26 protein-coding genes are annotated in these 24,606 nt (G+C 65.7%); 15 read left to right on the top strand and 11 right to left on the bottom strand.

All coding sequences use genetic code 11. The features are described 5' to 3' along the window. Nucleotides 1–11 precede the first annotated feature (11 nt). The gene (locus ACP15H_RS04930; protein ID WP_425065091.1) at nucleotides 12–665 is read left to right on the top strand and encodes a helix-turn-helix domain-containing protein; all 654 of its coding nucleotides are present in this window, start codon (nucleotides 12–14) and stop codon (nucleotides 663–665) included. Here ACP15H_RS04930 and ACP15H_RS04925 read toward each other — a convergent pair. Continuing rightward, entirely contained in the window at nucleotides 662–1,129 is a 468-nt protein-coding gene (locus ACP15H_RS04925) for a hypothetical protein (protein WP_425065090.1), read from the bottom strand. The two genes, ACP15H_RS04930 and ACP15H_RS04925, sit on opposite strands and share 4 nt — an antisense overlap. Nucleotides 1,130–1,379: 250 nt before the next feature. On the opposite strand from ACP15H_RS04925, the gene ACP15H_RS04920 reads away from it, so the two are divergent. Continuing rightward, on the top strand, nucleotides 1,380–1,664 hold the full coding sequence (locus tag ACP15H_RS04920) for a hypothetical protein (protein WP_425065089.1): 285 nt from the start codon (nucleotides 1,380–1,382) through the stop codon (nucleotides 1,662–1,664). A 14-nt stretch (nucleotides 1,665–1,678) separates the two neighbouring features. On the opposite strand, the gene ACP15H_RS04915 is transcribed toward ACP15H_RS04920, so the two are convergent. Next, nucleotides 1,679–1,861: a hypothetical protein gene (locus ACP15H_RS04915; protein ID WP_425065088.1), complete on the bottom strand. Its 183-nt coding sequence runs from the start codon at nucleotides 1,859–1,861 to the stop codon at nucleotides 1,679–1,681. A gap of 113 nt (nucleotides 1,862–1,974) precedes the next feature. Here ACP15H_RS04915 and ACP15H_RS04910 point away from each other — a divergent pair, with 113 nt between their 5' ends. The 9 genes from ACP15H_RS04910 (at nucleotide 1,975) to ACP15H_RS04870 (ending at nucleotide 7,327) form a co-directional block, all read left to right on the top strand. Beyond that, nucleotides 1,975–2,310, top strand: a complete 336-nt coding sequence (locus tag ACP15H_RS04910) for a hypothetical protein (RefSeq protein ID WP_425065087.1) — start codon at nucleotides 1,975–1,977, stop codon at nucleotides 2,308–2,310. A 156-nt stretch (nucleotides 2,311–2,466) separates the two neighbouring features. Beyond that, on the top strand, nucleotides 2,467–2,769 hold the full coding sequence (locus ACP15H_RS04905) for a hypothetical protein (RefSeq protein ID WP_425065086.1): 303 nt from the start codon (nucleotides 2,467–2,469) through the stop codon (nucleotides 2,767–2,769). 11 nt (nucleotides 2,770–2,780) lie between these two features. Beyond that, complete coding sequence (locus ACP15H_RS04900) at nucleotides 2,781–4,526, top strand: ParB/RepB/Spo0J family partition protein (protein WP_425065085.1); 1,746 nt, start codon at nucleotides 2,781–2,783, stop codon at nucleotides 4,524–4,526. Next, on the top strand, nucleotides 4,523–4,828 hold the full coding sequence (locus ACP15H_RS04895; RefSeq protein ID WP_425065084.1) for a hypothetical protein: 306 nt from the start codon (nucleotides 4,523–4,525) through the stop codon (nucleotides 4,826–4,828). Before ACP15H_RS04900 ends, ACP15H_RS04895 begins: the two co-directional genes overlap by 4 nt. Then, nucleotides 4,825–5,397, top strand: a complete 573-nt coding sequence (locus tag ACP15H_RS04890) for a hypothetical protein (RefSeq protein ID WP_425065083.1) — start codon at nucleotides 4,825–4,827, stop codon at nucleotides 5,395–5,397. Before ACP15H_RS04895 ends, ACP15H_RS04890 begins: the two co-directional genes overlap by 4 nt. Then, nucleotides 5,394–5,705 (top strand): hypothetical protein, encoded by a 312-nt coding sequence (locus tag ACP15H_RS04885; protein ID WP_425065082.1) that lies wholly within the window; start codon nucleotides 5,394–5,396, stop codon nucleotides 5,703–5,705. Before ACP15H_RS04890 ends, ACP15H_RS04885 begins: the two co-directional genes overlap by 4 nt. Beyond that, complete coding sequence (locus tag ACP15H_RS04880) at nucleotides 5,706–6,068, top strand: hypothetical protein (RefSeq protein ID WP_425065081.1); 363 nt, start codon at nucleotides 5,706–5,708, stop codon at nucleotides 6,066–6,068. After that, a complete protein-coding gene (locus ACP15H_RS04875; RefSeq protein ID WP_425065080.1) occupies nucleotides 6,055–6,222 on the top strand; it encodes a FitA-like ribbon-helix-helix domain-containing protein in 168 nt (55 codons plus the stop codon). Before ACP15H_RS04880 ends, ACP15H_RS04875 begins: the two co-directional genes overlap by 14 nt. Next, nucleotides 6,215–7,327 (top strand): phage Gp37/Gp68 family protein, encoded by a 1,113-nt coding sequence (locus ACP15H_RS04870; RefSeq protein WP_425065079.1) that lies wholly within the window; start codon nucleotides 6,215–6,217, stop codon nucleotides 7,325–7,327. Before ACP15H_RS04875 ends, ACP15H_RS04870 begins: the two co-directional genes overlap by 8 nt. Before the next feature lie 5 nt (nucleotides 7,328–7,332). Here the strand turns inward: ACP15H_RS04870 and ACP15H_RS04865 are convergent, their stop codons facing one another. Beyond that, on the bottom strand, nucleotides 7,333–7,596 hold the full coding sequence (locus ACP15H_RS04865; RefSeq protein WP_425065078.1) for a hypothetical protein: 264 nt from the start codon (nucleotides 7,594–7,596) through the stop codon (nucleotides 7,333–7,335). Here ACP15H_RS04865 and ACP15H_RS04860 point away from each other — a divergent pair. The 3 genes from ACP15H_RS04860 (at nucleotide 7,595) to ACP15H_RS04850 (ending at nucleotide 9,934) form a co-directional block, all read left to right on the top strand. After that, nucleotides 7,595–8,374, top strand: a complete 780-nt coding sequence (locus tag ACP15H_RS04860) for a hypothetical protein (RefSeq protein ID WP_425065077.1) — start codon at nucleotides 7,595–7,597, stop codon at nucleotides 8,372–8,374. The genes ACP15H_RS04865 and ACP15H_RS04860 overlap by 2 nt on opposite strands. Further along, entirely contained in the window at nucleotides 8,371–8,658 is a 288-nt protein-coding gene (locus tag ACP15H_RS04855; RefSeq protein WP_425065076.1) for a hypothetical protein, read from the top strand. The genes ACP15H_RS04860 and ACP15H_RS04855 overlap by 4 nt, the downstream gene beginning before the upstream one ends. A 157-nt stretch (nucleotides 8,659–8,815) precedes the next feature. Then, on the top strand, nucleotides 8,816–9,934 hold the full coding sequence (locus ACP15H_RS04850) for a tyrosine-type recombinase/integrase (RefSeq protein ID WP_425065075.1): 1,119 nt from the start codon (nucleotides 8,816–8,818) through the stop codon (nucleotides 9,932–9,934). A gap of 6 nt (nucleotides 9,935–9,940) precedes the next feature. On the opposite strand, the gene ACP15H_RS04845 is transcribed toward ACP15H_RS04850, so the two are convergent. The 3 genes from ACP15H_RS04845 to ACP15H_RS04835 all read right to left on the bottom strand — a co-directional run bounded on the left by ACP15H_RS04845 (nucleotide 9,941) and on the right by ACP15H_RS04835 (nucleotide 12,471). After that, a complete protein-coding gene (locus ACP15H_RS04845) occupies nucleotides 9,941–10,984 on the bottom strand; it encodes a hypothetical protein (RefSeq protein ID WP_425065074.1) in 1,044 nt (347 codons plus the stop codon). Nucleotides 10,985–11,437: 453 nt separating this feature from the next. Then, nucleotides 11,438–11,818, bottom strand: a complete 381-nt coding sequence (locus tag ACP15H_RS04840) for a hypothetical protein (RefSeq protein ID WP_425065073.1) — start codon at nucleotides 11,816–11,818, stop codon at nucleotides 11,438–11,440. 326 nt (nucleotides 11,819–12,144) lie between these two features. Next, nucleotides 12,145–12,471, bottom strand: coding sequence for a hypothetical protein (locus tag ACP15H_RS04835; protein WP_425065072.1), 327 nt, complete (start codon nucleotides 12,469–12,471; stop codon nucleotides 12,145–12,147). 976 nt (nucleotides 12,472–13,447) lie between these two features. On the opposite strand from ACP15H_RS04835, the gene ACP15H_RS04830 reads away from it, so the two are divergent. Then, a complete protein-coding gene (locus ACP15H_RS04830; protein WP_425065071.1) occupies nucleotides 13,448–14,722 on the top strand; it encodes a GNAT family N-acetyltransferase in 1,275 nt (424 codons plus the stop codon). A gap of 79 nt (nucleotides 14,723–14,801) precedes the next feature. Here ACP15H_RS04830 and ACP15H_RS04825 read toward each other — a convergent pair whose 3' ends face one another. The 5 genes from ACP15H_RS04825 to glgX all read right to left on the bottom strand — a co-directional run bounded on the left by ACP15H_RS04825 (nucleotide 14,802) and on the right by glgX (nucleotide 24,606). Then, a complete protein-coding gene (locus tag ACP15H_RS04825; RefSeq protein WP_425065070.1) occupies nucleotides 14,802–15,776 on the bottom strand; it encodes a hypothetical protein in 975 nt (324 codons plus the stop codon). A gap of 406 nt (nucleotides 15,777–16,182) precedes the next feature. Further along, nucleotides 16,183–18,687: a malto-oligosyltrehalose synthase gene (gene treY / locus ACP15H_RS04820; RefSeq protein WP_425065069.1), complete on the bottom strand. Its 2,505-nt coding sequence runs from the start codon at nucleotides 18,685–18,687 to the stop codon at nucleotides 16,183–16,185. Continuing rightward, a complete protein-coding gene (gene malQ, locus ACP15H_RS04815) occupies nucleotides 18,684–20,738 on the bottom strand; it encodes a 4-alpha-glucanotransferase (protein ID WP_425065068.1) in 2,055 nt (684 codons plus the stop codon). The genes treY and malQ overlap by 4 nt, the downstream gene beginning before the upstream one ends. Further along, entirely contained in the window at nucleotides 20,735–22,504 is a 1,770-nt protein-coding gene (gene treZ / locus ACP15H_RS04810) for a malto-oligosyltrehalose trehalohydrolase (RefSeq protein ID WP_425065067.1), read from the bottom strand. The genes malQ and treZ overlap by 4 nt, the downstream gene beginning before the upstream one ends. After that, complete coding sequence (gene glgX, locus ACP15H_RS04805; RefSeq protein WP_425065066.1) at nucleotides 22,501–24,606, bottom strand: glycogen debranching protein GlgX; 2,106 nt, start codon at nucleotides 24,604–24,606, stop codon at nucleotides 22,501–22,503. The genes treZ and glgX overlap by 4 nt, the downstream gene beginning before the upstream one ends.

Here is a 24,606-nt window from a genome sequence, read left to right as displayed (position 1 = left end):
AACTACCCCTTATGGCCACCAAAAACTACCTACGCGCGGCGCGGGAAGAGGCGAACCTCACGCTTGAGGCTGCCTCCGAAAAGCTATCCGTTGCTGGCGTTGACTTGTCGGCCGGACAGCTTTCCCGGCTTGAGCGCGGCGAGAGTGAACTGACGCGGCCACGCCTGCGGCAGCTCTCGATCTTCTACAATTGGACCGAGGGAGAGCTTCTCGCAGGCCGCAACAAATACGACGACGATGGCCGACCACGCGGGCGCGTCGTTCCTCTCATCGACACGGTGCAGGCCGGTCATTGGACCGAAGTCGCCGATCCTTATCCGAAGGGCGAGGCGCACAAGTGGGTGCCGGCGCCCAGCCACGTCGGACCTCGCGCCTTTGCACTCGAACTCGACGGGCCGTCAATGGAGCCGGAGTTCCACGATGGCGACACCGTCATCTTCGATCCTGACGTCGCACCGAAGCCCGGACACTACGTCGTCGCGCGAATCGACGACGACAATACGGCGACGTTCAAGAAATATCACCTTAAGGGTCACGACGCGAAAGGCCGGCCGATCGTCGACCTCGTCCCACTCAATCCCGCCTGGCCGATACTGTCCCTTAATTCCCGCAAGGGCGGGCGTATCGTCGCCGTGGCGACTGATCATTACCGCCGCCTGGTCTAGCCGCCGCAGGATCCCCGCAGCGAATAGAGCGAGAAGCCGAGCTCGCCCGGAAACGACGCGCTGAGCAGCTTGCCCTTTTTGTTGGGCACTCTGATCCCGACGCCTTTGTCCGAACCTTCCTCGAGCCAGATCGCGATTGCGGCTTCGTCGGCCGGTGATGGACGCCATGACGAAATAGCGTCTTTCGTCGGGGCGAATGTCCAAGTCTTGGTGCCGCGTTGTGTCGTGATCTGCACCGCGAGCGGCTTGTTATCATCGAGATCCCACGACCAAGTCGACAGGGACACTTCGCGCGGCTTGCCCTCGGCACAGCTGAAGCCAAAGTTCAGCCCCGGCGGCTGAGACTCCTGGAAGAGAGTGTAAGAGGGTGGTTTGGCGTTCGTGGTGACTGTCCGCCATTCGGCGCCTGCGGGTGACGCCCCTAACACGATGACCGCAATCAACAATGCATGCCGCACGGGCATCCCCCGAGGTTGTATTTCGACGAAGAATTAGGCCCTCCCGGCAAGTCCTTGCCACGGCACGATATGCAAAGCGGGTTTTGTATTGGCACGTTGACTTTGCATTTGATGCAAATTTTCTGCTGGACATAAATTTGTATCTTATGCAAATTCGCGCCGTCGCCTCACAGCGGGGCGACCGGCAGCGCGGCCGATAGCCCCTCACAACGGCATACCCGCCGGCCCCGCTGCCGCTCCCCTTCAGGAGCCGCCCGTGTCGAACAAAGCAGAACCGAACGCTTCGGCCGAGCGCCGCTTGGCCCTGGGCCTAGCGGTCCGTCATTGGGTCAATTTCGAAGGCGGGACCGAGGTCGAGCGTGAGATCGCCACGGCACGCAGCTACGCGACCTTCCTCGACGGCGGTGGCAACGACGCTGCGGCCGTCGCTCTGCGCGTCGAGATGCTCATGCTCGCGGCCGCCGCTCAAAGCGATCCCTCCGGCAACGTTGCACGGGCCGAGCAACTGCTGCGCTACGTCGAGACGGGATGTTCACCATGAAGCCGCGACGGGGATCAGCTTTGGCCTTTCGCCGCTCGCCAGAGTTGGGTCACGCCGCCGCGACAACGCATTTCCTTCAAGACGGCCGCCAGATGGTCAACGGCAGTCTTCGCATCGTCGCCCGGCTCCGTCAGCGCGGCAGCCAACTGCGCCGCGACCATGACGTTTCGGTCCACTGCGTTCATCTGCTCGCTCATTCGATCCTCCATGGTTGTGTTGCAACGCCATGGTGGGGCAGCGGATCGGCAGGTGTCGAGCCTGTCGGCCCGCTGTCTTTTCAGCAGGGCTGTGAAGCCCGGATGAGGGCGGCGTGAGCAACACCCATGCCGCCTCGAGCGGCGCCCTCCATTCGTCTCTCGTTCCACAGGAGCCGCAGATGCCCGACGCCAGCACGTTTCCCGTCCCCGAACGCCGTTCGCCGACCGCCCCGGCCGGCCTGCCAATCGTCTCGACCGAGCGGTTGAACCATGCCGAGCGCGAGGCCCTGCACGAGCTGCGACGCCGCTACCAGCTGGCCGCCGAGACGATCGCCGACGCGCTCGAGTGCGGGCGTGTCGACCGCGCGCTCGACGGGCTCCAGCACGTGATCGCCGAGACGGACGGCCTGCCCCACCGCGTCGCCGCCAGGCTCGGGAGCGGCCGGTGACCGGCTCGATGCTCGCCGCCGCCGCGATGGTGGCCGTCGCCCTGGTCGCGATCGCCGTCGACCGGTTCCTGTACCGGGGCCGGCGATGATCGAGTTTATCGGCATCGCCGTCGCCGTCCTGTTCGTCGTCGCCGGCCTGCTGGCGCAGGCCTCCGAATGACCGATCGGCGACCGCCCCTGACGCTCGCCGGCGGCGACGTCATGCTGACGGCCCGGTTGCCGGACGGCCGCGCGGTCGCCGTGTTCCTCGACCGCGAGGGCAAGCGCACGCCCTTCAGCCAGCCGGCACAGTGCTTCGAGTTGCGCGGCATCGGCTGGCACCTCGCCGAGATCAAGGCGCTGATCGCCGGCCTGCCCCTCCAGGGCGCCCGACCCGTCGCTCCCGTTTCACCGACCGAAGCCGACGCGCCGCAGCCGCGCGGCTTCCTCCACGCCCATCACACCGCTGCGGAAGACTGACAGGGAACATCATGGCCAACACGTTCAAAGCGCCGCTGCAGAAAGCGGTCGTCGGCTGGCTCGCCACCCATCCCGACGTCACCATCGCCGAGCTTGCCCGCCGCGCCGAAGTCGACAAGGGCGACCTCAGCAAGATCAACTCGGGCGCCAAGCCCTCGCTCAACATGGAATCGGCGGGCCGGCTCGCAAAGGCGATGGGCACAACGGTCGAAGGCCTTCTGGCCGGCGACGCAGCGGCAACGCCGGCCCTGGCCCCGCCCCCGACCGACGTTCGGATCGACAGCCAGGCGCTCGCCGTCGGCGTGCGCCTCGTTCCGCTGTCCATCATCGATCCCTCGCCGGACAATCCGCGCAAGACCTTCGACAAGGAAGCCCTCGCGGAACTGGCCGCCTCAATCGCCGAACAGGGCCTGCTGCAGCCGATTGTCGTCCGGCCGGTGGGCGCCCGGTTCGAGATCGTCGCCGGCGAGCGTCGCTTCCGGGCGCTGACCCTCAACAAGGCCGCCGATGCGCTCTGCGTCGTCCGCGAAGGCGACGACGACGGCAACACGCGGGCGCTGCGCATCATCGAGAACCTGCAGCGAGAAGACATCAGCGCAATGGAGGAAGCGGAGGCCTTCGTCGAGCTGACCGCGACCGACCCTGCGCGGTGGACGCCGAAGTCGATCGGCCTCGCCATCGGAATGACAGAGAGATTCGTCGAGCAGAGGCTGGCCCTGGCCCGAGGCCTCTCGCCGGCGGCAAAGAAGGCGGTCCACAACGGGACTCTCGGCATCGAAGCTGCCCGGACCTTCGCGAGCTTCCCCGCCGCGCGCCAGGACGAGGCGCTCAAAATCGACTGGGTCGCGCGCGGCGATGCCAAGCAGGTCCGCGATTTCATGATGCGCAGCGCCATTCCCGTCAGTAAGGCGGCCTTCGACGTCGCGGCTTACACCGGCGAGATCCTGACCGAAGGGAGGAACCGATGGTTTATGGATCCCAAGGAATTCGACAAGCTTCAGGCCGCCGCCATGAAGGCGAAGCTGAAGCAGCTGCAAACGGAATTTCCCGACGCCCGCCAGATCGACCAACACAGGACTTACGACTGGGTCTGGGCAGACACCGGCGAATCGGTCCAGAGCGGAGGCCGCAAGGTCGACCCGAAGAAGGCCAAGGTGCCGACCGAAAAGCAAACCGCCATCGTGTGGATCGACCACAGCAGGGTCGTTCACGTCGCCAGGAACGTCACGTTCCGCCGGACATACGAGGCGGCTGCGAAGCGCGACAGAAAGCCAACGGCGAAGGAGCTCGCTGAACGGGAAACCCAGAACGAGCAGAACTACGTCGAGGCTCAGTTCAACGAGGCGATGCGGACGGAGGTCGCAAAACGCCCTGCCCTCGTGGCACGGCTGGCCCTGCACAGCCAGCTGTCCGGCTGGACACCACTCACGGACGACATGGTTGCCGCCTTCGGAAACGGCGCCCGAAACGCCCTGGAGCCCGCCTTGCGGCCCGGCGGCAAGGGTAATTGGAAGAGCTATCAGGCATCCGACGAAGGGCCCGACCTGCTGTGGGAAGCGCTCGTCGGCCTCGACGACGAGCAGGTCACGATCCTTCACGGCCGGCTCGTCGCCATGCGCGCGGTGAATATGTTCAACGGTTGGGCCGAGCCATTGACGGTCACTGTGGCCGAGCTACTCGAGCTCACGCTCCCGTCTCACATCGAGAGGGAAGTTGAGTTAGACGACGACACCGCCGACCAAGCGGAGGCGGCATGAACCTCGACCAGTACATGGCCGCGCAGCGCGGGCGCGAGATCGAGACGCCGGTCGCCGTGCGCGGCGGCGCCGGCAAAGTCGAGTTCCATGCGTTGAACAGGATCCTCTATGGCCCGCCGCCGCCCGAGACGGAGCGCCGGAAGGTTCGGCGCATGGCCGACCTGATCCTGCGCTGCGTCACCGCGGGCGGCTCGATCACGCGCGAGCAGCTGCTCGGCAACTTCGACGCCGGCGAGATCGAGCAGCACTTCGCGGCCGCCCGCAAAGTGGCCGGCCTGCATCGCCTGGGAGAGACGCTATGAACGGGACCGCGAGCGAGATCCCAGCGGCGATCGGCACCGCCCTGAAGCTCGAGACCGGCGAGATCCTGCTGGTGCCGGCCGAGCTGAACGGCGCGATCCAGGACGCCTGGAACGCCGCCGTCGATCACCGCGGCGACGCGGCGGAATGGCGAACGGCGTTCGGGGACGCGCTCGTGAGCGCCTTGTACCTGCAGGGCCTGATTCTCGTCGCCCGCGCCCGCCAGAAGAGCCGCGAGTCCGTCAACGCCGACATCTACAGCCTGGCGCTGGCCGGCAAATACGCCGCCGAAACCCGGATCGAGGCGCTGCAGCAGGAACGGGCGCGACGGGCGCGCCTGATCAGCCAGGCGACCACAGTCGCCGGCCTCTTCTTGGCATTCATCGTCGTGCCAGGCCTGCTCTACTCCGCCCTCTGCTGCGGGCCCGACGAGCGCGCGCTTCTCGCCGCAGCGATCCTCGTCGTCGGGGCCGCCGCCATCATCTGCCTGATCGTCACGCGAACATTGTTCGGCTGGATCGAGCGGTTTGCCTCTGTGCGTACGCACCCCACCGGAAAGGACAGCCAATGAACGGCAGAGCCAGATCGCCAAAGGTCCAGCATGTCCTGTCAGCCGGGCAGACGCGCAAGCACCACTGCCATTGGCCCGGCTGCGAGAAGCAGGTCCCGCCCGCCATGTGGGGCTGCCGGACGCACTGGTACATGCTGCCGAAGGACCTGCGCGACCAGGTCTGGCGGGCCTATCTGCCCGGGCAGGAAGCGACGATGACGCCGAGCCGGGACTATCTGGACGCCGCCCATGAGGTCCAGGCCTGGATCGCGAAGAACCATCCGCCGGCGCCCAAAGAGCCGCTGCTGTTTGCCAGGACGGAGGGGTAGATGGCGGATGTAATCGGTCCGACCAGCACCATGCCTGGAAGCTCTCACCGACTGCCAGATGACGCGACGTGCGACCTTCACCTAGACCGGCCGGCGGTCGCCCGCATCCAGGGCGAGACCGATTCGATGGGCGCCGAACTCAACGACATGTGCCGGGAATGCCTTGACGAGCATCGCGCTTATGTTCGCAACGCCGACACCTCCGGCACCTGTGACTGGTGCAAGCAACACGCGCCAAAGCGCTTCAATCGTCGGGACTATGACGAAGGCATGGCCGGGCCACTCTATCAGGTCTGCCGCGGCTGCATCGACCGGCAGAACAGGGAAATCGAAAAGGAGTTGGCTCGCTATGACGACATCTGACGCGCCTTCCGTCTCGACGGTGATGGTCCGGCAGCTCGACCCGGCAGTCGTGCGCAAGCTCCGGATCCGCGCCGCCGAGCGTGGCCGGTCGATGGAAAGCGAGCTGCGGTTGCTGCTCACCGCAATCGCCAACGGCGAGACGGTCAATGGGTAACACCAACATCGAATGGGCCAACAAGGTTTGGAACCCCGTCGCAGGCTGCAGCATCGTCTCGCCTGGCTGTACCAATTGCTACGCCATGAAGATGGCGCACCGGATCGAGGGCATGAACGCCGCGCTCGGTCGTCGGAACCACTATGCCGGGCTCACGAAGAAGACCAAGGCCGGCGCGGTTTGGACCGGCAAGGTGGCAACGGCACCGGACAGCATCTTCCTGGCCCCGTTGCGATGGAAGAAGCCGGCCACGGTGTTCGTAAATTCGATGGCGGACTTGTTCCATGACGACGTCGCCGACGAGACCATCGATCGAGCGTTCGCGGTGATGGCGCTCTGCCCACACCTCACCTTTATGGTGCTGACGAAGCGGGCGAAGCGGATGCGGGAGTACTTCGCCGACGCTGGAGCGACGCGGCGGGTCATTCATCAAGCATTCATGATCGACCAGCCGGACGGTGCTTGGCTGTCGGCAGATCACGAAATCGCTGGCGATCCGATCTTGCCCCTCCGCAACGCGTGGCTGGGCGTCTCGACCGAGGACCAGGCCGCCGCCGACGAGCGCATCCCGCACCTGCTGGCGACGCCGGCGGCGGTGAGGTTCCTGTCGGGCGAGCCGTTGTTGGGGTTGCTCGACCTACTCAAGTGGTTCGACCCTACGGGTGCGTGCTGCGGCGGCGAGCCCGAGTTCCGTTGCAACAATTGCCCTGCTGATGCCGACTGGCGCTATTCGGGTCAGTGCACGGCCGAGAGCCTGAACGAGCCGAGGATCGACTGGGTCATCGCCGGCGGCGAGAGCGGCACGCGCGCCCGGCCGGCGCATCCCGACTGGTTCCGCTCACTGCGCGACCAGTGCGCCGCAGCCGGCGTGCCGTTCTTCTTCAAGCAATGGGGCGAGTGGGGCCCAGACTGGGATGGCGCCGCGACATGCGCCGGCTGCGATTCTCGAAAATTCGACGCTGTCACCAAGAACGGTGAGTGCAGCCAGTGCGGCGAGGTCGATTGGCTCCCCGTCAAGAATCCGCTCGAATCTCTTGCTCGCGTCGGCAAGAAGGCCGCCGGCGCCGAGCTCGACGGCAGGCTGCACCGGGAGTTTCCGGCGTGATCGCCCTAATCCCAATCACTGCAATCGAAGTCGCGCCGCACCTCAGCCAAGTATCGCGCGACAATGCCGGCGCAACCTGGGGAGAAGTGCGTGGCGCCGTCGCAATGCCAGTTCGCTCCGTAGTGCTGACGAGCCTCAGGCGGGACGAAGCGCACCTCGCTTACGCGGCAGTCTTTGCAATCACCGTCGAGAAGCGTGCTCTCGGCTATTCGACGGTCGACTTCCGCCTTCAGCTCAACCGCTGTCTTCTTAGGCTTGGGCTTTGCCATGGCTGAATTCCCTATCCTCTTCTCCGCACCCATGGTGCGCGGCCTGATCCGCGAAGTCGAGAACCCCGGCACCGGCAAGACCCAGACGCGGCGGACCCTGAAGCGGCAGCCGACGACGCACGATGCCGGCGACTGCACCATCGGAGGCCAGCGCGGACCGGTCGATTACCTGATGCGCGAGATCTATCCGAAATACATGGCCCGCTTCCGGAAGGGCGATCGACTTTGGGTGCGCGAGTCAGGCATCGAATTCAAGGGCATCGCCGGCGGCTCCGATATGTTTCGACACGACGTTCCCGCCACCTCGACTTTGGGCCACTACTGGATTCGCAACACCCTTGCGACAGGCGCGAGCTACATGGTGCCCGGATGCACGCGTGAGGCAGCCCTTATCGACAAGCGCGCCAAGGTCCGGCCATCCGTCCACATGCCGCGCTGGGCCTCGCGCCTGACGCTCACCGTCACGGACGTGCGGGTGCAGCGGCTGCAGGAGATCAGTGAGGAGGACTGCATCGCCGAGGGCGCGACCTCCCGGCCGAATTGCTCGGGGGCCGGCTACCGCGACGAGGGATGGTCGATGGATTGGTCGCCCGTCGGCACGCGAAGCAAATGGGCCGGCGCGGACGGCATCTTGCGCGAGCGCGACGTCTGCCTCGCGAGTCCGAGACTGGCGTTCGCGAACCTCATCGACCGCATCAACGGTGCCGGCTCCTGGGCCGCCACCCCCTGGATCGTCGCCCTCACCTTCACCGTCGAGCGCCGGAACATCGACGCATGAGCACCGCCGAAGCGAACGCCGTTCGGTGGAGCCTGCTGGCCGTGGCGAGCCTCGCCTTCGCCACCGGCCCGGCCGACGTCGACCACTGGCGCCAGGACAATGGCCGCTACCTTCAGCGGATTCGCGCTCGCTACCCGCGACTGCACGATCTGATCGAGGAGGCGGCCGAGACGGTCGCCGGGCGACGGCGCCACCCCGACCTTGAGGGAGTCCGCGACCGGTACCCACGCCTGTACGCGCTGATCGAGGAAGCGACGGGCACGATCTCTGGAGCCGCCCCATGACGGACTTGTCCCTCGCCCAGGCCGCCAATCAACTGGGCTGGTCGCGCAAGTCCCTGGTCCGGAAGCTGGCGCAGCACGGGATTCCGACCTACGGTTCGGGGCGCTTGGAGCGCATCACCCCGGCCAACCTCGAGCTGCTGAAGGAGAAGGAGCAGCGATGCCGTACAAGCTCATCCCACCCGGCAAGCGCGGGCCGTGCTGGTATGTACGGGGTACCGATAGCAGCGGGGAGTTCGAATATTCAACGCAGCAAAGCGTTCGCCGCCTCGCTGAGAAATGGGTCGAGGAGGTACTCCTCCCCCGCCGGGCGAGTCGTCGCATTCCCGGAGCCGGCGAAGCGGTAGGCTTCGCCACTGCAGCGCGACTGTATATCGCCGCCAAGCTGCACCTCTCGAAGCAGGACGTCCGCAAGGTCCAGGCCGTCGCAGCCGAGATCGGCGAGGTCGACTGCCGCACCCTCACCCATGCCCACCTGGTCGCCGCGGCCGAACAGCTGAAGCCGGGCCGCCTGCCGGCGACCAAGAACCGCTATGTGATCGGTCCCGCTGCCGCCGTTCTCCACTATGCGGCGGAGAACAAGTGGTGCGACGACCAGCGCATCAAGAAGTTCGAGGTCAGCCGGAAGTCGAACCGTCAGCCGGCCACGCCGGAGACGATGGCGCTGCTGGTGCGCCACCTCGAGGACCCGCCAGAGGACATTGCGCCGCAATGGAAGGCGCAGGGCCTGGGCGACTCCCACTTGCCCTACAAAAGGCTCCTGCTGGCGATCCTGTTCGAAACGGGCCTGCGACTGGGCCACGCGCTCAGCATCGAGTGGGAGCGCATCCATCTGGCCGAGGGCCGGATCGGCGTCGACGTGCCAAAGAGCGACGAGCTCGCCCTGGTGCCGATCAGCCCGGTCACCGTCACCATGCTCGCCAACCTGCCGGAGGAGGAAAAGACCGGCCGGCTGTTCCCCTGGCTCACCAGCTCGGGCGTCTACCCTTGGCTCAAGCGGGCCAAGAAGCGCGCCGGCGTCCACTATACCCCTCACCTCAGCCGCCACGCCCTCGCGACGGCCGCCCAGGACATGCCCGACAAGAAGGCGGCCGAGCTCGGAGTCTGGAAGGATGCACGCAGCCTGCACCGCTACCAGCACGTCAAACCGGAGGCGATCCCGGGTCGCCACATCGGCACCATCTTCGACCTGGCTGACAAGGAGCCAGATGGGCCGGTGATCGCGCCAGCCGGGCAGCAGGACGCCGCTGATAACGCCCTTCCTCGCAAGGCAAGTTAAAAGGGTCTAACCCTTGCCCACGAGGCTGAGCCAGTTCTGAAGAACAACACCGAGCAACGTTGCAGCTGTGCCACCCAGAACCGTGATCAGTATCGAGAGGATTGTCGGCCACGCCCGGCGGAGGAGGCCGTCGGAAGTATCGCCCAAGTAGATCGTCGTGTAGGGAACGAACCTCTTGTGAACGTAATCGATTGTCGAGATGACCACCAGCACGCCCACGAGCAACCCTGCTCGGGCTGCAAAATCAGGAAGACTCGGAAGCCAGGCGATTGCAGCGAAAACCATCAACTGATTAACGGTTATTCCCAGTTTCTTGTATTGCGATGGGTAGAACCTCTCGAGAGGCGCAATGCGCTGCTTCAGCTTCTCCAGGAAGCCCAGAGCCCAGGGTTCGTCGGCGCTTTGCACGCTGACCCAGTTGCCGCCCTGGCCGAGCTCGACGATTACCGTCCGATTCATCCCGGAGGCCTCTTCCTCTTGGGCAAAGAGCTTGGCGAAGCGGCCTCTCTTCTCAGGTAGAGCCAGCTTCTTGAAGTCCTCAAGGGTCCGGATTCGCTCGGTTTGCACCGTGACGTTCACCATCACCTGCTGCTTGGGAAACTGTATTTGGATCTCGTCGGCGAGAGCCGTGATCTCGGCTCTCGTGATCGAGATCGCGCCAAAGTCGTGGCGTGCAGTGTAGAGCTGCGTTGTCATCCCCGACGGCGCAGATGACGACCCCTCTCCATAGGCATGCGGAAAGAGTTGGAACGTTCCACCTGAGCCAATGGACGTTTCCCAAGTGCCCTGCAGCTCACCCTTGGCGTTGAGGCGCGCTCTGGCCGTTAGATTGCCATACATCATGCCTTCCCGCTTGGTCTCGGCCTCGCCCGAGATCTCAAGGGTCTGTCCATCAAAGGTGCCTTTGATCGCGTAGACCGTCACCCCGTAGCGTTCATCAGCCAGCCGCAGTTTGCCGACGAGCTTGACGTCGTCGCCCTCCAGGGAGATCGCCAGGTTTCCGACGTTCGTGCCAAAGGCCCGCCCCGCCCAGTTCTTGACTATGGCCATGATTCCTCCGCAGCCTCTTACCCCCCAGCCTAGCTTTACACGCCCAGCCGGGGAAAACTCGGGGACACAGCCAAATAACCTCGGCAGGACGAGGAGTAGTCGGGCCCTCTCAAGGCTAAAACACGGGTTCGAATCCCGTAGGGAGCGCCAGGGTCGGATACCGATAAAACCTAGCTTTTATGCGCATCCGACGCTGGCGAAGAGTGCATCGCGAGATGTCGCGAAAAGCCTTGTCCCCGCATGGGAAGTCGCGAGTTTCGCGGGAATCGTTCCGGCCCTGTTCCGACGTCGCTGACGGCCTCTGACGGTCTGCCGTCCTTGCCGGCGTTACGGGTGGATGAGGGCAGCCCGCTGCCCGTCTGGGCTGCTTCCATCTTTTGGGGTAGCAGCACGATTGCATCGTCGGGTGGGCTTCTGCAGCTGCAGCGCTTCCCTCGAGCGGCGCCTCGCTGTTTAGCAAATCATCCGCCGCGGGAGCTCACTCTTCAAGGCTCGCTCGCAACGCCGTGACCCGAGCCAGTGACGGGCTTTCCGCACGTCGTTGAAAATCCGCATCGGCCTGCGGCCTGTTGCGAGGATCCCCAATACGCGCGCAAGCAGCGCGTACCTGCTGTCAGGAATCACCACGGCGAGGGGCCCCAGTGCAACGCTGTGGGCCTGCATCGAGCGCAGGCGAACGCCGATATCCAGAATATCCTGCGGCCCCAAGGTCGTGTCGGCGCGACTGCCATCAAAGAGCTTGCGATATCCAAGCGCCTCCGAGCCGACGAGGACGTCGAGCATACGGTGGATGTCAGAGGCCTCGACGAAGCCGTCGCAAACGACCTCGAACAATTGAATCTCAGAGTTGATATTCCAGTGAACCGCCACAAGCCCCTCCCTTGTGGGCCGAATTATTATTTAAACTATGCGCTGTGGCCACCCTCGACCAGGAGCCAGCTGCCATCGACGGCGAGCTGCCCCCCCTCCTTACAAAGGACAGATACGCTTACAACCAAAGTGGGACGAGTTCTCGTGGCAGATAAGACCGAGATGAGGGATACCTTGGTGCAATTTACATGTGTTCGGAGAAAGAATGAGTCAATCGAGTTCGTTGCCGGTCGACAAAGAGACAGTCCTTAAAGTCGCCAAGAACCTGCAAAGTACTTTCACCAAACAAACTATTGGTGAACCGCGAAAGTGGCGCGACGTCCCTGCAGATGAGCGTGCGGTATGGATGAAAGTGGCGCGCACCGCCGTGAGAGTGCTCGTCCCCAATTCTGACTAGCACTGTTTGCGGCCGTTGTGATGATGCAGGCAGCGTCATTATGCGCCATCGCCGCCCTGGCCACCGTGACAGCCAGCAGGAACAGGGCCACGGCGAAGCCGGCCGCCGGATGGGCGGCGAGCCGCTCGGCGCCACGGCCGAGGCAGATCAGCCAGGCCCAGCCGCAGGCGAGACCGGCCAAGGTGAGGATCGCGGCGGCGATCAGCGGCACGGCCGTCATTCGAACCCGTCCACCAGGGCGCTCATCCGCACGGTGCACCTCCTCGCCCTTGGCGGCGGCCTGCCCTCGTGCCATGGCCCGTCCGAAGCCCCAATAGCCACCAGCTCCGCCTGAGAGCCCTGCCGCATTTCGTTCGCATGCGGCGCGTCGAGCTTCCTTGAGGCGAACAACGCCGAGCGGCATGCCGCTGCCGATCGCATCGCCGGGCTCGCCGCCTGATACTCGGTCGCGCGAGGCCGACGGGCGGTCTGCGGGCGGGCATCGGCCCTTAACGGGGGCTGTCGGAGCTGAGTTTCTCGACCGGGCGGGGAGGCGCCGGCCCGCGACGATGACGGCTTTCGCCGATCGGCCGGGACCCCGGGGGCCATCACGGGGCCGTATCGGTCGCGCCTCCCCTCATGACGGCTGAAGCACTTCCCAGGCCCTCCGCCTTGAGATCGTGCGCATGTGATACGAGAGCCCTTCTCGCCGGCAACGCCTGGCACGGACAGGCCGACCCTGTCCGCGTGGGCAACCCAGGGCAATGAGAGTGACGGCCTTGACCGAGTGACACATCACGCTTGCCGAAAGCCCGGCGAACGCGACACCAAGCTCGATCTCACCGCAAGGTCCTGCGAACGATCGACCCGTGCTTCGATCGAGAGCGTTGCCTGCCTGCGACTGCCGCTACCAAAATTAGACCATCCTGGATTGTATTCCGCAATTTCATGCACGTCTCATCGCCTGAGAAACGTCGCAGGCTGTGCAATCGCAGAGGCCATGGACGGAAATAGAATCGCTTTCTGAGGGCTTCAGGCAGGTAATGCGATTGCTGCACGTCGGAGAGTTCGATATTCAGAACTGATATGCTTGAGATTGAAGCCCTCCATACATTTCCACTAAACGTTGCATTGCCGATGCGGAAATATTCGAAAGACATCGGCTTTCACCGCGATCTGATGTCGGCACCCAAAGAACCCGCGAGGGAAATGGTGCCTTGTCGCCACGCGTCAGAGCACCCTGTTGGTGCTCGCAACTCATTTTGCCGTCGCTAGCTTCCCGCCTGCCCGACGTGAGGGTGCTCGGATCGGCCGCCGATCTCGAACGCCTGCGCGAGGAGTGGGAGGAACTGGCCTCACGCTGCCCCGGGCACCGTCTGTCGCAGAGATATCGCTGGTCCGACGTGGCCTGGCGGACGGTCGCCGAACCACGCGGCCGCAACCTCCACATTCTCACGCTGCGCAGTGAAGGCAGGCTGGTCGGCGTCTGGGCCCTGGTCAGCTATCTCGACAAGGGCCTGCGCCTGGTTCGCCCGCTCGGAACCGAGAGCAGCGAATATACCGAGCCGTTGGTCGAGCCGGGCCCGCATCACGGCGAATGGCTGGAAAGGCTGTGGAACGCGGCACGCCCGCTGGGCGACCTCCTGTTCATGACACATGTACGCAGCGACCGCCCTTTCGCGCGGCTTCCGCGACAACACCGGCTGTGCTGTTTCGTGGACAATGAACTGAATGCCCCGCAGGTCGTGAGAGCGGCCTATCCCGACTGGCAAACCTATCTCGGCACTGTCACCACCTCGCACCTGAGCGACCTGCGTCGCAAACGCCGTCGCCTGTCGGAGCTCGGCGAGGTCACCTTCCGCCGAGAAGAAACGCCCCTTGCCCCGGCGATGATCGATACGATCCTGGGACACAAGCAGGCCTGGATCTCGCGCCGCCGCCTGCACAACGACTGGCTGGCGGAGCCCGACTATCGCGACTTTCTCCGCGCGATGACCTCCGACCCGCACGATCGTGACGGCCTCTCCCTCTTCGTCCTGCGCGTCGGCGACACGCCGGTCGCTTTCCAGATCAACGCTGTCGACGATCGCCGCGTCGAGGGCTTGATCGGCTCCCAAGACCCTGACTGGCGACGCTATTCGACGGGAGATCTCCTGATGCAGGAGTGCCTGCATTGGGCATTCCAGCACGACAAGGACGTCGACTTCCGTATGGGCGGCGAATCCTACAAGGCGACCTGGGCACGGCAGGACTGCCTCACGTTCAACTGCCTGACCGGCCTGAGCTGGCGGGGTATGGTGGTGATCTGGCTGCGAAAGCTCGCGCATCCGATCAAGATGCTGCGCTTCCGCCTGGGGCTTGGAAGATTCCGCCCTATGATCCGGCTGGACTTGGAGAACTCTTCGCTTCTCAGATCGATGCGTGGCGCGGTCCGGCGACGGTGGGCACCGTCTCCCGGAGGGCGCCCCCGTCGCCTTCCAACGGGGCGATGATAAAAGCAGGAGCGTAGCGCAACGAAAAGCGCCGGCGCGAGGATGGCCTCGCGCCGGCGCTCATTTGGTCGGTGGTCGGTTACCAGAAGCGCGTCGAGCCCAGGAAGCTCACGGCCGTGCGTTCATCGCGATGGCGAGCGCCCAGCCCGGCACCGGCGCACGCAGCCGCACAACCGATTGCCAACGTCGCCGCCGCGAGGAACGCTGCGATGATAGCGGTCTTGCGTGCGGCGTCCGCCGCGTCGCGAGCCTTCTGCTCGGCCGCCTTCAGATCGGCATAGGTCTCGTCGACACGCTTCTCGGCATCCGCCTGCGACATGCCCGTCTGCTCGGCCACCACGCGCGCCATATAGGTGCGATCGCGGGCATCGAGCTGCGGCGTCGTGAGGCTGCCCGCCAGGGCGCGCACCATCGGACCCTCGAGATCGGCACGGGTACGGCGAGCCTGCATCGCGGGCGCCGGGGCGCCAGCCGCAGGAGCGCCGGTCGCCGCCGGGTCAGCGGCTGCGCCAGCCGGACCGGGAGCCAGCAGGCGATCGATCGCGTAGTCGGTCGGCTTCAGCGAAAGCTGGCCCAACGCCGGATTGGACGCTGCGCCTGCCGTGCCGGCCGCCGCAATGGCAGTGGTGGCCTTGCCTGCTGGAGAGACGACGGCACCGACGCCGGACGCGGCCAGCGCCGCGCCGAGCAACACGCCGATCGACCAGACGCCGAAGCCATGAGCGCCGTCGCGGAAATGGCTTTCGGTTTCATCCGTCGTACGCCAGGGCGAACGCATGCGACCGGCGATGTAGCCGCCCGCTGCGAAGCTCGCGACCATGACGAGGGCCAGATAGACGGCGGCCAGGATGGCGGCGCCCTTGGCCGAGATGCCGGCATAGGCATAGGGCGACACGACACTGAGGCCGAGCGCGGAGCCGAAGGCCAGCAGCACGACCGACATGGCTGCGGCACCGAGAGCGCCCAGGATCACCGGCCCCCAATCGAGATAGCGGAACGGAACGGCCTCGACCGGAACGGCGGCAGCGGGTGTGGTGATGGTGGCGGTTGCCATGATCGCTTCCTACCGCAGGCCCAAGAAGGACAGGACGAACATGACGACGACGACGAGCCCGACCAGATAGATGATGCCATTCATTGCAAATTCTCCTCAGTTGAGGAGGGGAACGCCATCTTCCCGCCTGAGTTCCGCCGGTATCTGCAGATGGGTGGGATCGTCGTCTGGTTTTGCAAGTTCTCGCGGGCCGGGCGCCACTCCGGCTGACCATGTTTGGCTACCTACGCACCGTGAGGTCATGGTCGCTGCCAATCGGATATCCGCTTTGGGCGTGCCCCCGCTCCAGGTGGGCCCTCCCCGGCTCCCGTGCGTCGAGCTGCGTGTCTGCATTCCACGCCGCCGCGAGTGTCATCCGCATTACACTTCGCGCGGTGCGGCCGCCAGACGCGTTATCAACAGACGTCTATCCTGGCGAAACGGACGAGAGCAGTGCGACCGGAAGCTCGTTCCAGAGAAGGTCGAGGCCGGGTTGCGACGGCAGCTCCATGCTGCAAACGCGAAGAACATCGTGCGCCGTAGTCCCCACGGCGCGATCCAGCTTGAGCGACGTGCCAGACCATACGCCCGGACGAAAAGCGAGGCCGCCCGTCTCCGACATCATCGGCGCGACGAGGCGCGGAACGGCGACCAGCAGCCAGTCATCGCCCGCTTGCCGCAGGAAGGCGACAACGGAGCGACGCGCCGGCCCCTCGACTTCGATCGCCTGGTAGGTGCCCTCGGAAAACAGGTGCGGAGCGCGTTTGCGCAGCGCCAGGGTGCGCCGGACCAAGGCCTGCTTGATCCGGCCATCGCGCCAGTCCCCGGCGAGATCCGACACCGGCGCATCATCCATCTTCGCGCGAGCATCAAAGTCCACGGGTCGGCGATTGTCGGGATCGACGAGGCTGAAATCCCAAAGGTCGGTGCCCTGGTAGAGGTCGGGCACTCCGGGCACGGCGAGCTTGAGCAGACATTGCGCCAGCCCGTTCACCGCGCCGGCGGGAGCGATGCGCTGCACGACCGCCAGCAGCTCGTCGAGGAAATCGGGCATGGCGCCCTCGGCCACCAGCCGCATGGTGAAGGACCGCGCCGCCTCCTCATAAGCGTCGTTGGGGGCGGCCCAGTCGCTTTCCAACTTGGCCTCTCTGAGCGCCTTCTGTTGCCAGCCGCACAGCCGTTCGGCGAAGGCCGTCCGGCCAGCCACGTCGTCTCGCTGCAGATCGAGCGGCCAGGCCCCGACCACCATCTGCAGCAGCATCGCCCTGTCGCCCGGGCTCACCGGCGAGCCGGTCGTATCGATCCAACGCGACAATAGATCGGTCCAGTCGGGCGCGAGCTCGCTCAACACCGCGAGCCGCGCGCGGAGATCCTCGCCGCGCTTGTGGTCGTGCGTGGCCGTGGCCAGCATCGTATGCGGATAGTCGGCACGCCGACGCAGCATGCGCGCGTGAAAGGCCGCGACGTCGAGCGAAAAGGTCTCGATGTCGAAACCGACATCGTTGCGCGAAAGAAGACGACCGTAGCGATAGAAGCCGGTGTCCTCGACCGACTTGGCAGCCACCGGCGCGCTCAGCTGCTGGAAGCGCGCCATGGCACGCGGCCAGGAGCCGGATGAAGTTCGAGGTGCAAGCATCGCTGCAAGCAGCGGCTCGACGGCCCAGCGATCCGTCGGGAGACAGGTTCTACCGACCTGCTCCGCCGCCTCGCGCAGGATCTCCGCATCATGGTCGGAAAGCACATCCCCCGCGCCATAGGTACGATAGACCGGGACGTGGGCCAGGAACTCCGCCAGCAGCCGGCGCAGGGTGGGCCGCGGCACGAGGTCTCCCACGAGGCCCTGCCAGGCCGCGGCGCAGGCTTCCAGTTGCGCGGAAAAGCTTCGCGCCACGATCTCGCGGCGTGCCATCAGCTCTTCCTCCGCGAAGCCCGCGGGCCGGCCACTCAACTGTGCCCAGTTCGTCGCGAGAGCCGCCTCGCCTTTCGGATCGTGCTGGAGCGCGCTCACCTCGTCCATGAAATCGTAGCCCGTCGTGCCGTCGCAGCCCCAGTCCTTGGGCAGGGTCTCGCCCTTCAGCAGGATCTTCTCGACGACGAGCCAGGCCCGAGGCCGTGCGTGCTCCTTGGCCAGCTTATCGAGCCGCTCGCGCAACTGCCGGCAATAACCCGCCGGATCGGTAAGTCCGTCCACATGGTCGATACGGAGACCGTCGATCACCCCCTCGGCGTAGAGCCGCAGCGGCAGAGCGTGAACCGCCTCGAAAGCCTCGGGACGTTCCATCCGCAGGCAGACCAGCTCGTTGATGTCGAAGAAGCGGCGCCAGTTGATGCGATCGCCCGCCACCCGCCACGAATCGAGCCGGTAGTGCTGCCGCGCCAGCAGGTTCGGGAGGCTGCCGCGGCCCTCGGCGCTGCCTGCGGACAGGGGAAAGGCGTTCTCGAAGTAGCGCAACTCGGCGCGTCCTTCGTTGTCCTTCGTGACAGACAACTCCCCCGCTTCGATGACTTCGGAGAGAGGGCGTCCGAGGACGGGCAGCAGAATCTTCGCCGGGCCTTCCTCTGTCGGCTCCCAGTCGATATCGAACCACTCCGCATGACGGCTCGCGCGCCCTTGGCGCAGCACGTCGCGCCACCAGCTGTTGCGGGAGTCCGCTGCCATGTGATTGGGCACGATGTCGAGGATCAACCCGAGGCCCACGGCCCGGAGCGCTGCCGCCAGCGCGAGCAGCCCCCGCTCCCCGCCCAGCTCTGGATTGACCACGGTCGGATCGATCACGTCATAACCATGCATCGATCCCGGCCGGGCGACGGCGATCGGGGAGGCGTAGACGTGACTGACGCCCAAGGCCGCGAACCAGGCCGCATGGCGCACGGCATCGGCAAAGGTGAAACCGCGATGGAACTGCAGCCGCAGCGTGGCGCGCGGATTCATGGGCGGCGCGCGACGATGGCGGCGGCGCGGCGTGCGACCACGGGATCGTCAAACAGTTGCGCCGCTGGCGGCTCGAGCCTTCGCCGCCAATTGGGGTGCTGATCGATCGTACCCGGCAGGTTCGGCTGCTCCGTCAATCCCAAGAGATCCTCCACGGGTGCAAGCATCAGCGGTGCCGGCGAGCTGGCGACGAAAGCCAGCGCCGCGTCCACGGCAGGCGCCGGGTCTTCCGGTGCCGGAGCCGGTCCTTCAGCCGTTCCGGCCGCGGAGAACGCGCGCCACAGCCGTCGACGGTCCCTCTGCCGCTCCTCGGTCTCGCCCGCGGCGGACAGGCCGAGCGAATGCCGGACCTCGATGTCGCTTCCGCTCCACCAGCCGGCAACGGTTGGAAGATCGTGGGTCGTGGTCATGGAGACGGCATCCCGCCGCCAGCGCGCCGGCGTGCGGAAGCTGCCGCGGTTGCGCTCGAACCACATCACGTCCATGCCGGCGATGCCTGCCTCGGCGATGCGGCGACGGAAGCCGCGGGGCACGGTCCCGAGATCCTCGCCAATCACCACTGCGCCGTGGCGGTGCGATTCAAGCGCCAGCAGACGCAGGAAGTCGTCCAGCGGATATTCGAGATAGGCGCCGTCCGCGGCCGAGGCGCCTTCCGGCACCAGCCAGAGGCGCTGCAGCCCCATGATGTGATCGATGCGGACGCCGCCGGCATACCGCATGGCCGCCCGCACGGTCGAAAGAAACGGGTCGAAGCCCGTCGCGACGAGAGCCTGTGGCGAGAAACCTGACAGGCCCCAGTCCTGGCCCGCACGGTTGAACTCATCAGGCGGCGCGCCGATGCTCAACCCCAGAAGCAGGTCGCTCTGTCGCGACCAGGCATGACTTCCGGCGCGGTCCATGCCGATCGCGAGGTCGCTGATCAGGCCGATCTTCATGCCTGCGCCCACTGCCGCCGCTTGCGCTGCTTCGAACGAGCGCGCGGTCAGCCACTGCAGGAACTGATGGAAGCGGACCGTGCGTCCTTCGCCCGCCAGAAAGGCGGCCCTTTCAGGATCGTCAGGTCGCGCGAGGCCGTTCCGGAACGCCTCCGGCCAGTCGCGCCAATAGCCGAGCGCCGGCTGGCTGCCCATCCACTTGCCGTGCAATGCTTCGAACATTGCATGGCCTTGCAGCAGGTCTCCGCCCTGGCGCACGAAACTATCGAATGCCCTGGCGAGTTCGGATCCGCGGGCGATCTCCTGTGCCTCGAAGTCCTCATACAGGCGGCGCAGCAGGCCAAGCTTGGCCTCCGCCGCCGGCCGCCAATCGACCAGCGCCGCCTGCTCCAGTGCCACGCCCTCGCGTCGATGCTGAGCCACGCGCTCGGGTCCGAAGACGATCTCGGGATCGGCAAACAGGGGGTTGAAGAACAGACGGCTGGACGGCGAATAGGGTCCATATCGGCCGGGATCGGCAGCGAACAGGCTGTGCACCGGACTGAGCGCAATCGCATCCGCTCCGTGTCGAGCTGCCCCCTCGGCCAGCTGGCGCACCGCCGTCGCATCGCCGATGCCACCATCCCCGGCGCGCCGCAAACCGTAGATTTGAGCCGCAACGCCCCACAGATGCTTGCCCTCGGCACGATCCTCGATCGTTAGGCAACGCGGCGGCGCGATTGCGACCATGAGCTGGCGATCGCCGAATTCCAGCCGATGATACCCCGCGCGGTCGAGCGGCGGGCCAACCAACCGGTCGCCGCGCATCGAAAATCTGAGCGTCGCGACGCTGCCGTCTTCGTAGGTTATCTGTCCCCGCGCGGCGCCCCCGGCCCGGCCGGGAAGCGTGAGGCGGCTGCCAGCCGTCATCGTGACGAGCGGTGGCAGGGTTGCTGATGGACCGAGTTTCAGTCGACTGCTCTCGATGTCGCCAGGTGTCGCCGTGACGAGACCCAGGGCGTCGAGGATGCGACGGAGCGACTCGATCGAGACCTGCTGCGGGATGCCGAGCGCGTCTGTCCAGGTCTCGGCGAGACCGGCGGCGCGCGCAAGATCGCGGATGTCGTCGTCGTTCACGGCGCAGGCACCACGAGCGCCACCGTCGTCGCACCGGCCATCCGGCCACCACGCGCCGCGTCCGCAGCACCAGGACGCGATTCGTAGAGCAAGTCGCCCTGCACCCGCTCAATCTGCGCGGGCTCACTCCCGAGGTTGCAGGCAATCACCAGCGTCGCGCCATCGCCGAGCCGCCACCGGGCTACGACCGTCGAGGGTTCGACGGCCGAAGCGCCGAGCGACCTCGCACCCTCTAGTCTTGGCGTCAACGTTTCGCGACGAATCCTGAGCAGCTCGCGGTACAGACGATGCCGCGCGGTACCATGCTTGGCATCCGGCCTCAGCCGGCTTCGTTCGAACGTCGCAGGCTCGTTGGGATCGGGAATGCTCGAAGTCCCCTCGCCCGGCGCAAATCCCTCGAAGCCGGCGAACTCGCGGCGACGCCCTTCACGGACCGCATCGGCGAGATCGCCGGTATGGTCGGTGAAGTACAGGAACGGCGAAGTGGACGCATCCTCCTCGCCCATGAAGATCATGGGTACGTGCGGACAGAGGAGCTGCAGGGCAATCGCGGCTTCTAGCCGGTCCGGATCGACCTGGCTGGTTAGACGGTCGCCGAAGGGCCGGTTGCCGATCTGGTCATGATTCTGCAGGAACAGAACGAAGGATGTGGGCGACAGGTCGCTGCTCGGTGTTCCCCGCGCCTCGCCCTTGCGATAGGCCGAAGGATCGCCCTGATAGACGAACCCCTCGGAGAGCGCGCGGGCCAGCCGCGTAGCCGGGCGGTCGGCATAGTCGGCGTAATATCCGTCTTTCTCGCTCGTCAGCATTGCATGCAGGACGTGATGCGCATCGTCGTTCCATTGTGCGTCGAAGTCACGGCGCAGGTGATCGGCCACGTTGCCGTCATGCTCGAGAACGAGATGCACATGTCGTCCGGGCTCGATGGAGCGGCGAACCGCCGCCGCCATCTCGTCGAGCCAGTCGGCCTCGGAGATCGCATGCACGGCGTCGAAGCGAAGTCCGTCGAAGCGGTACTCCTGCAGCCAGTACAGGGCGTTCTGGGTGAAGTACCGGCGGACTTCGGGTCGGCGGAAGTCGATCGCCGCTCCCCAGGGGGTCGAGATATCGTCGCGGAAAAAGGCCGGCGCATAAGCCGACAGATAATTCCCGTCGGGTCCGAAGTGATTGTAGACCACGTCGAGGAACATCATCAGCCCCAGGCCGTGCGCGGCGTCGATGAGTGCCTTCAACTCCTCAGGCGTTCCGTAGCTTCGGTCGGGGGCGAAGGGCAGCACGCCGTCGTAGCCCCAATTGCGGCGCCCCGGGAAATCGTTGATCGGCATCAACTCGACCGCCGTGACGCCCAGCTCTGCCAGCACCGGCAAGGCCGCCTGCACGCCTGCGAAGCCTCCGAACGCGCCGGGATGCAGTTCGTACAGGACCGTCTCGTGCCACGGTCGACCGCGCCACTCCGGATGCCGCCAGTCATAGCCGCGAGGGTCGACGACCAGACTCGCGCCATGAACGTCGTCCGCCTGACCGCGCGAGCCGGGATCCGGCACCGCCACGCCATTGTCGAGGCGATAATGGTAGCGCGCACCCGCCGCGCAAGGAGCTTCCGCTTCGAACCACCCGCCGTCGACCGCCGTCATCGAAACGGGCGAGGCGCCATCGATTTCCAGACTGACATGCTTCTGGGCGGGCGCCCAGAATCGGAAGCGCGTCGCGCCCGAGGGGAGCAACGACGCGCCGAACGGCAGGTCATGGACGAACTGGCTCTTCATCCGTGCGCCTTGGTGGCCAGCGCCAGCACCACACTGCGAGGTCCGACCATCAACTCATCCTCCTGCATGTCGCGCTCAGGCGCGTCGGGCGCCGCGCTGTCGAGGACAATGCGCGTCGGCCAGCGCGGTTGCGGCAAAAGGAATTTGTGCTCCGCACTATCTGCGTTGAAGAAGGCGGTGAGCATCGTCACCGTCCCGTTGTCCCGGCTCGCACGCCGCAACACGAGGCAGCGATCCTCGGCGTTGTTCCACGAGTCGGTCGACACGAGCTCGCCGGACGCATCGAACCAGGCAATATCGGCAACGCCTTCGGCCGGATGTTCCAGGCCGTGTAGAAAGTACGGCGACCGAAGCACCGCATGTTCGTGCCGCAGCGCCACGATGCGGGCGACGAAAGCGGCGAGGCTCCTGCCCTCCGCCTTCTCGAGCAGCGACCAATCCAGCCACGACGTCTCGTTGTCCTGGCAGTAGGCGTTGTTGTTGCCATTCTGCGTGCGACCGAATTCGTCGCCGCCGAGCAGCATCGGTGTCCCCTGCGCGAGGAAAAGCGTCGCCAGCATGGCACGCTGCAGCCTTAGCCGCGTATCGAGGATACCCGGGTCGTCGCTGGGGCCCTCGACGCCCCAGTTGGCCGAACAGTTTTCGCCATGGCCGTCCTTGTTGTCCTCGCCATTGGCTTCGTTGTGCCGCTCGACGTAGCTCACAGCGTCCAGCAGCGTGAAGCCGTCGTGCGAGGCGACGTAGTTGATCGAGGCCCAGGGACGGCGATGGCGTCGGTCGAACAGATCGCTGGACCCCGCCAGTCGGGCGGCAAAATCGGCGCGCTGTCCCGGATCTCCGCGCCAATAGCGCCTCACACCGTCGCGAAACCGGTCGTTCCATTCGGCGAATCCCGGCGGATGGTTGCCGAGCTGGTAGCCTCCGGGTCCGATGTCCCAGGGCTCGGAGATCAGCTTCACCCTTTGCAGCACAGGGTCCTGACGGATCGCATCGAAAAAGCCCGAACACGGATCGAACCCGTGAGCCTCGCGCCCCAGCGTAACCCCGAGATCGAAGCGGAAACCGTCGACATGGAACGCCGTGACCCAGTAGCGAAGCGAGTCCATGACCATCTGCAGCACGCGCGGCGTCGACAGGTTGAGCGTGTTGCCGGTGCCGGTATCGTTGATGCAGTACCGCGGATCGTCCGGAAGCAGCCGGTAGTAGCTGGCGTTGTCGAGACCGCGGAACGAGAGCGTCGGTCCCAGTTCGCTGCCTTCGGCGGTGTGGTTGTAGACAACGTCCAGGATGAGCTCGAGCCCGGCCGCATGGAGGCGACGAACGGCAATACGCAACTCGTCGAGCGTACCATCGGAAAGGTAGCGCGGCTCCGGGGCAAAGAAGCCGAGGCTGTTGTAGCCCCAATAGTTGCGCAGGCCCTTCTCCAACAGCGAGCGGTCCTGGACGAAGGCGTGGATCGGCAGCAATTCCACCGTGGTCACGCCCAGGCGGCGCAGATGGTCGATGAACATGGGGTCGCCCAGGGCGGCAAAGGTGCCCCGCTCGTGGGGACGCAGATCCTGACGCATCTGGCTGACGCCACGCACATGGGTCTCGTAGATCACCGTGTCGGACCAGGGCACCGCCGGGGGCCGGTCGTCGGCCCAGTTGAAGCTCTCATCGGCGACCACGCCCTTCATGACGCCCGGCGCACTGTCGCGCCGGTCGAAGGACAGGTCTGCCCGCGGGGAGTTCACCCGATAGCCATACAGCGCATCGGCATTGCGCATCTCGCCGGTGAGACGGCGGGCATAGGGGTCAAGCAGCAGCTTGTGCGAATTGAAACGATGACCCGCCTGCGGCTCGTAGGGACCATGTGCACGGTACCCATAGGCCAGGCCGGCGCGCGCGTTAGGCAGGTAGCCGTGCCAAACCTCGTCCGTGCATTCCGGCAGGTCGAAGCGCGCAATCTGCCTGCGGCCCGATGGATCGAACAGGCACAGTTCGATCCGGGTCGCGTGAGCGGAGAAGACCGCGAAGTTGGTGCCCAGCCCATCCCAGGTCGCCCCCAGGGGATATGGCGAACCGGGCAGAAGCCGGTCGGGCCACGTCGAGGGCGCCAC

The organism is Reyranella sp., from assembly GCF_965249915.1.
GTDB lineage: Bacteria > Pseudomonadota > Alphaproteobacteria > Reyranellales > Reyranellaceae > Reyranella.
Note: the sequence above shows the minus strand (reverse complement) of the source record. Positions and strands in the feature narration are given on the sequence as shown.

What these genes read in the sequence shown, in the direction of transcription:
- ACP15H_RS04890 (WP_425065083.1), top strand. Translation starts at nt 4,825, where the DNA reads ATGAACGGGACCGCGAGCGAGATCCCAGCGGCGATCGGCACCGCCCTG.
- ACP15H_RS04930 (WP_425065091.1), top strand. Translation starts at nt 12, where the DNA reads ATGGCCACCAAAAACTACCTACGCGCGGCGCGGGAAGAGGCGAACCTC.
- ACP15H_RS04825 (WP_425065070.1), bottom strand. Translation starts at nt 15,776, where the DNA reads ATGGCAACCGCCACCATCACCACACCCGCTGCCGCCGTTCCGGTCGAG.
- ACP15H_RS04880 (WP_425065081.1), top strand. Translation starts at nt 5,706, where the DNA reads ATGGCGGATGTAATCGGTCCGACCAGCACCATGCCTGGAAGCTCTCAC.
- treZ (WP_425065067.1), bottom strand. Translation starts at nt 22,504, where the DNA reads ATGAAGAGCCAGTTCGTCCATGACCTGCCGTTCGGCGCGTCGTTGCTC.
- ACP15H_RS04925 (WP_425065090.1), bottom strand. Translation starts at nt 1,129, where the DNA reads ATGCCCGTGCGGCATGCATTGTTGATTGCGGTCATCGTGTTAGGGGCG.
- treY (WP_425065069.1), bottom strand. Translation starts at nt 18,687, where the DNA reads ATGAATCCGCGCGCCACGCTGCGGCTGCAGTTCCATCGCGGTTTCACC.
- ACP15H_RS04845 (WP_425065074.1), bottom strand. Translation starts at nt 10,984, where the DNA reads ATGGCCATAGTCAAGAACTGGGCGGGGCGGGCCTTTGGCACGAACGTC.
- ACP15H_RS04915 (WP_425065088.1), bottom strand. Translation starts at nt 1,861, where the DNA reads ATGAGCGAGCAGATGAACGCAGTGGACCGAAACGTCATGGTCGCGGCG.
- ACP15H_RS04885 (WP_425065082.1), top strand. Translation starts at nt 5,394, where the DNA reads ATGAACGGCAGAGCCAGATCGCCAAAGGTCCAGCATGTCCTGTCAGCC.
- ACP15H_RS04865 (WP_425065078.1), bottom strand. Translation starts at nt 7,596, where the DNA reads ATGGCAAAGCCCAAGCCTAAGAAGACAGCGGTTGAGCTGAAGGCGGAA.
- ACP15H_RS04855 (WP_425065076.1), top strand. Translation starts at nt 8,371, where the DNA reads ATGAGCACCGCCGAAGCGAACGCCGTTCGGTGGAGCCTGCTGGCCGTG.
- ACP15H_RS04870 (WP_425065079.1), top strand. Translation starts at nt 6,215, where the DNA reads ATGGGTAACACCAACATCGAATGGGCCAACAAGGTTTGGAACCCCGTC.
- ACP15H_RS04895 (WP_425065084.1), top strand. Translation starts at nt 4,523, where the DNA reads ATGAACCTCGACCAGTACATGGCCGCGCAGCGCGGGCGCGAGATCGAG.
- ACP15H_RS04860 (WP_425065077.1), top strand. Translation starts at nt 7,595, where the DNA reads ATGGCTGAATTCCCTATCCTCTTCTCCGCACCCATGGTGCGCGGCCTG.
- ACP15H_RS04835 (WP_425065072.1), bottom strand. Translation starts at nt 12,471, where the DNA reads ATGACGGCCGTGCCGCTGATCGCCGCCGCGATCCTCACCTTGGCCGGT.
- ACP15H_RS04905 (WP_425065086.1), top strand. Translation starts at nt 2,467, where the DNA reads ATGACCGATCGGCGACCGCCCCTGACGCTCGCCGGCGGCGACGTCATG.
- ACP15H_RS04875 (WP_425065080.1), top strand. Translation starts at nt 6,055, where the DNA reads ATGACGACATCTGACGCGCCTTCCGTCTCGACGGTGATGGTCCGGCAG.
- ACP15H_RS04850 (WP_425065075.1), top strand. Translation starts at nt 8,816, where the DNA reads ATGCCGTACAAGCTCATCCCACCCGGCAAGCGCGGGCCGTGCTGGTAT.
- ACP15H_RS04900 (WP_425065085.1), top strand. Translation starts at nt 2,781, where the DNA reads ATGGCCAACACGTTCAAAGCGCCGCTGCAGAAAGCGGTCGTCGGCTGG.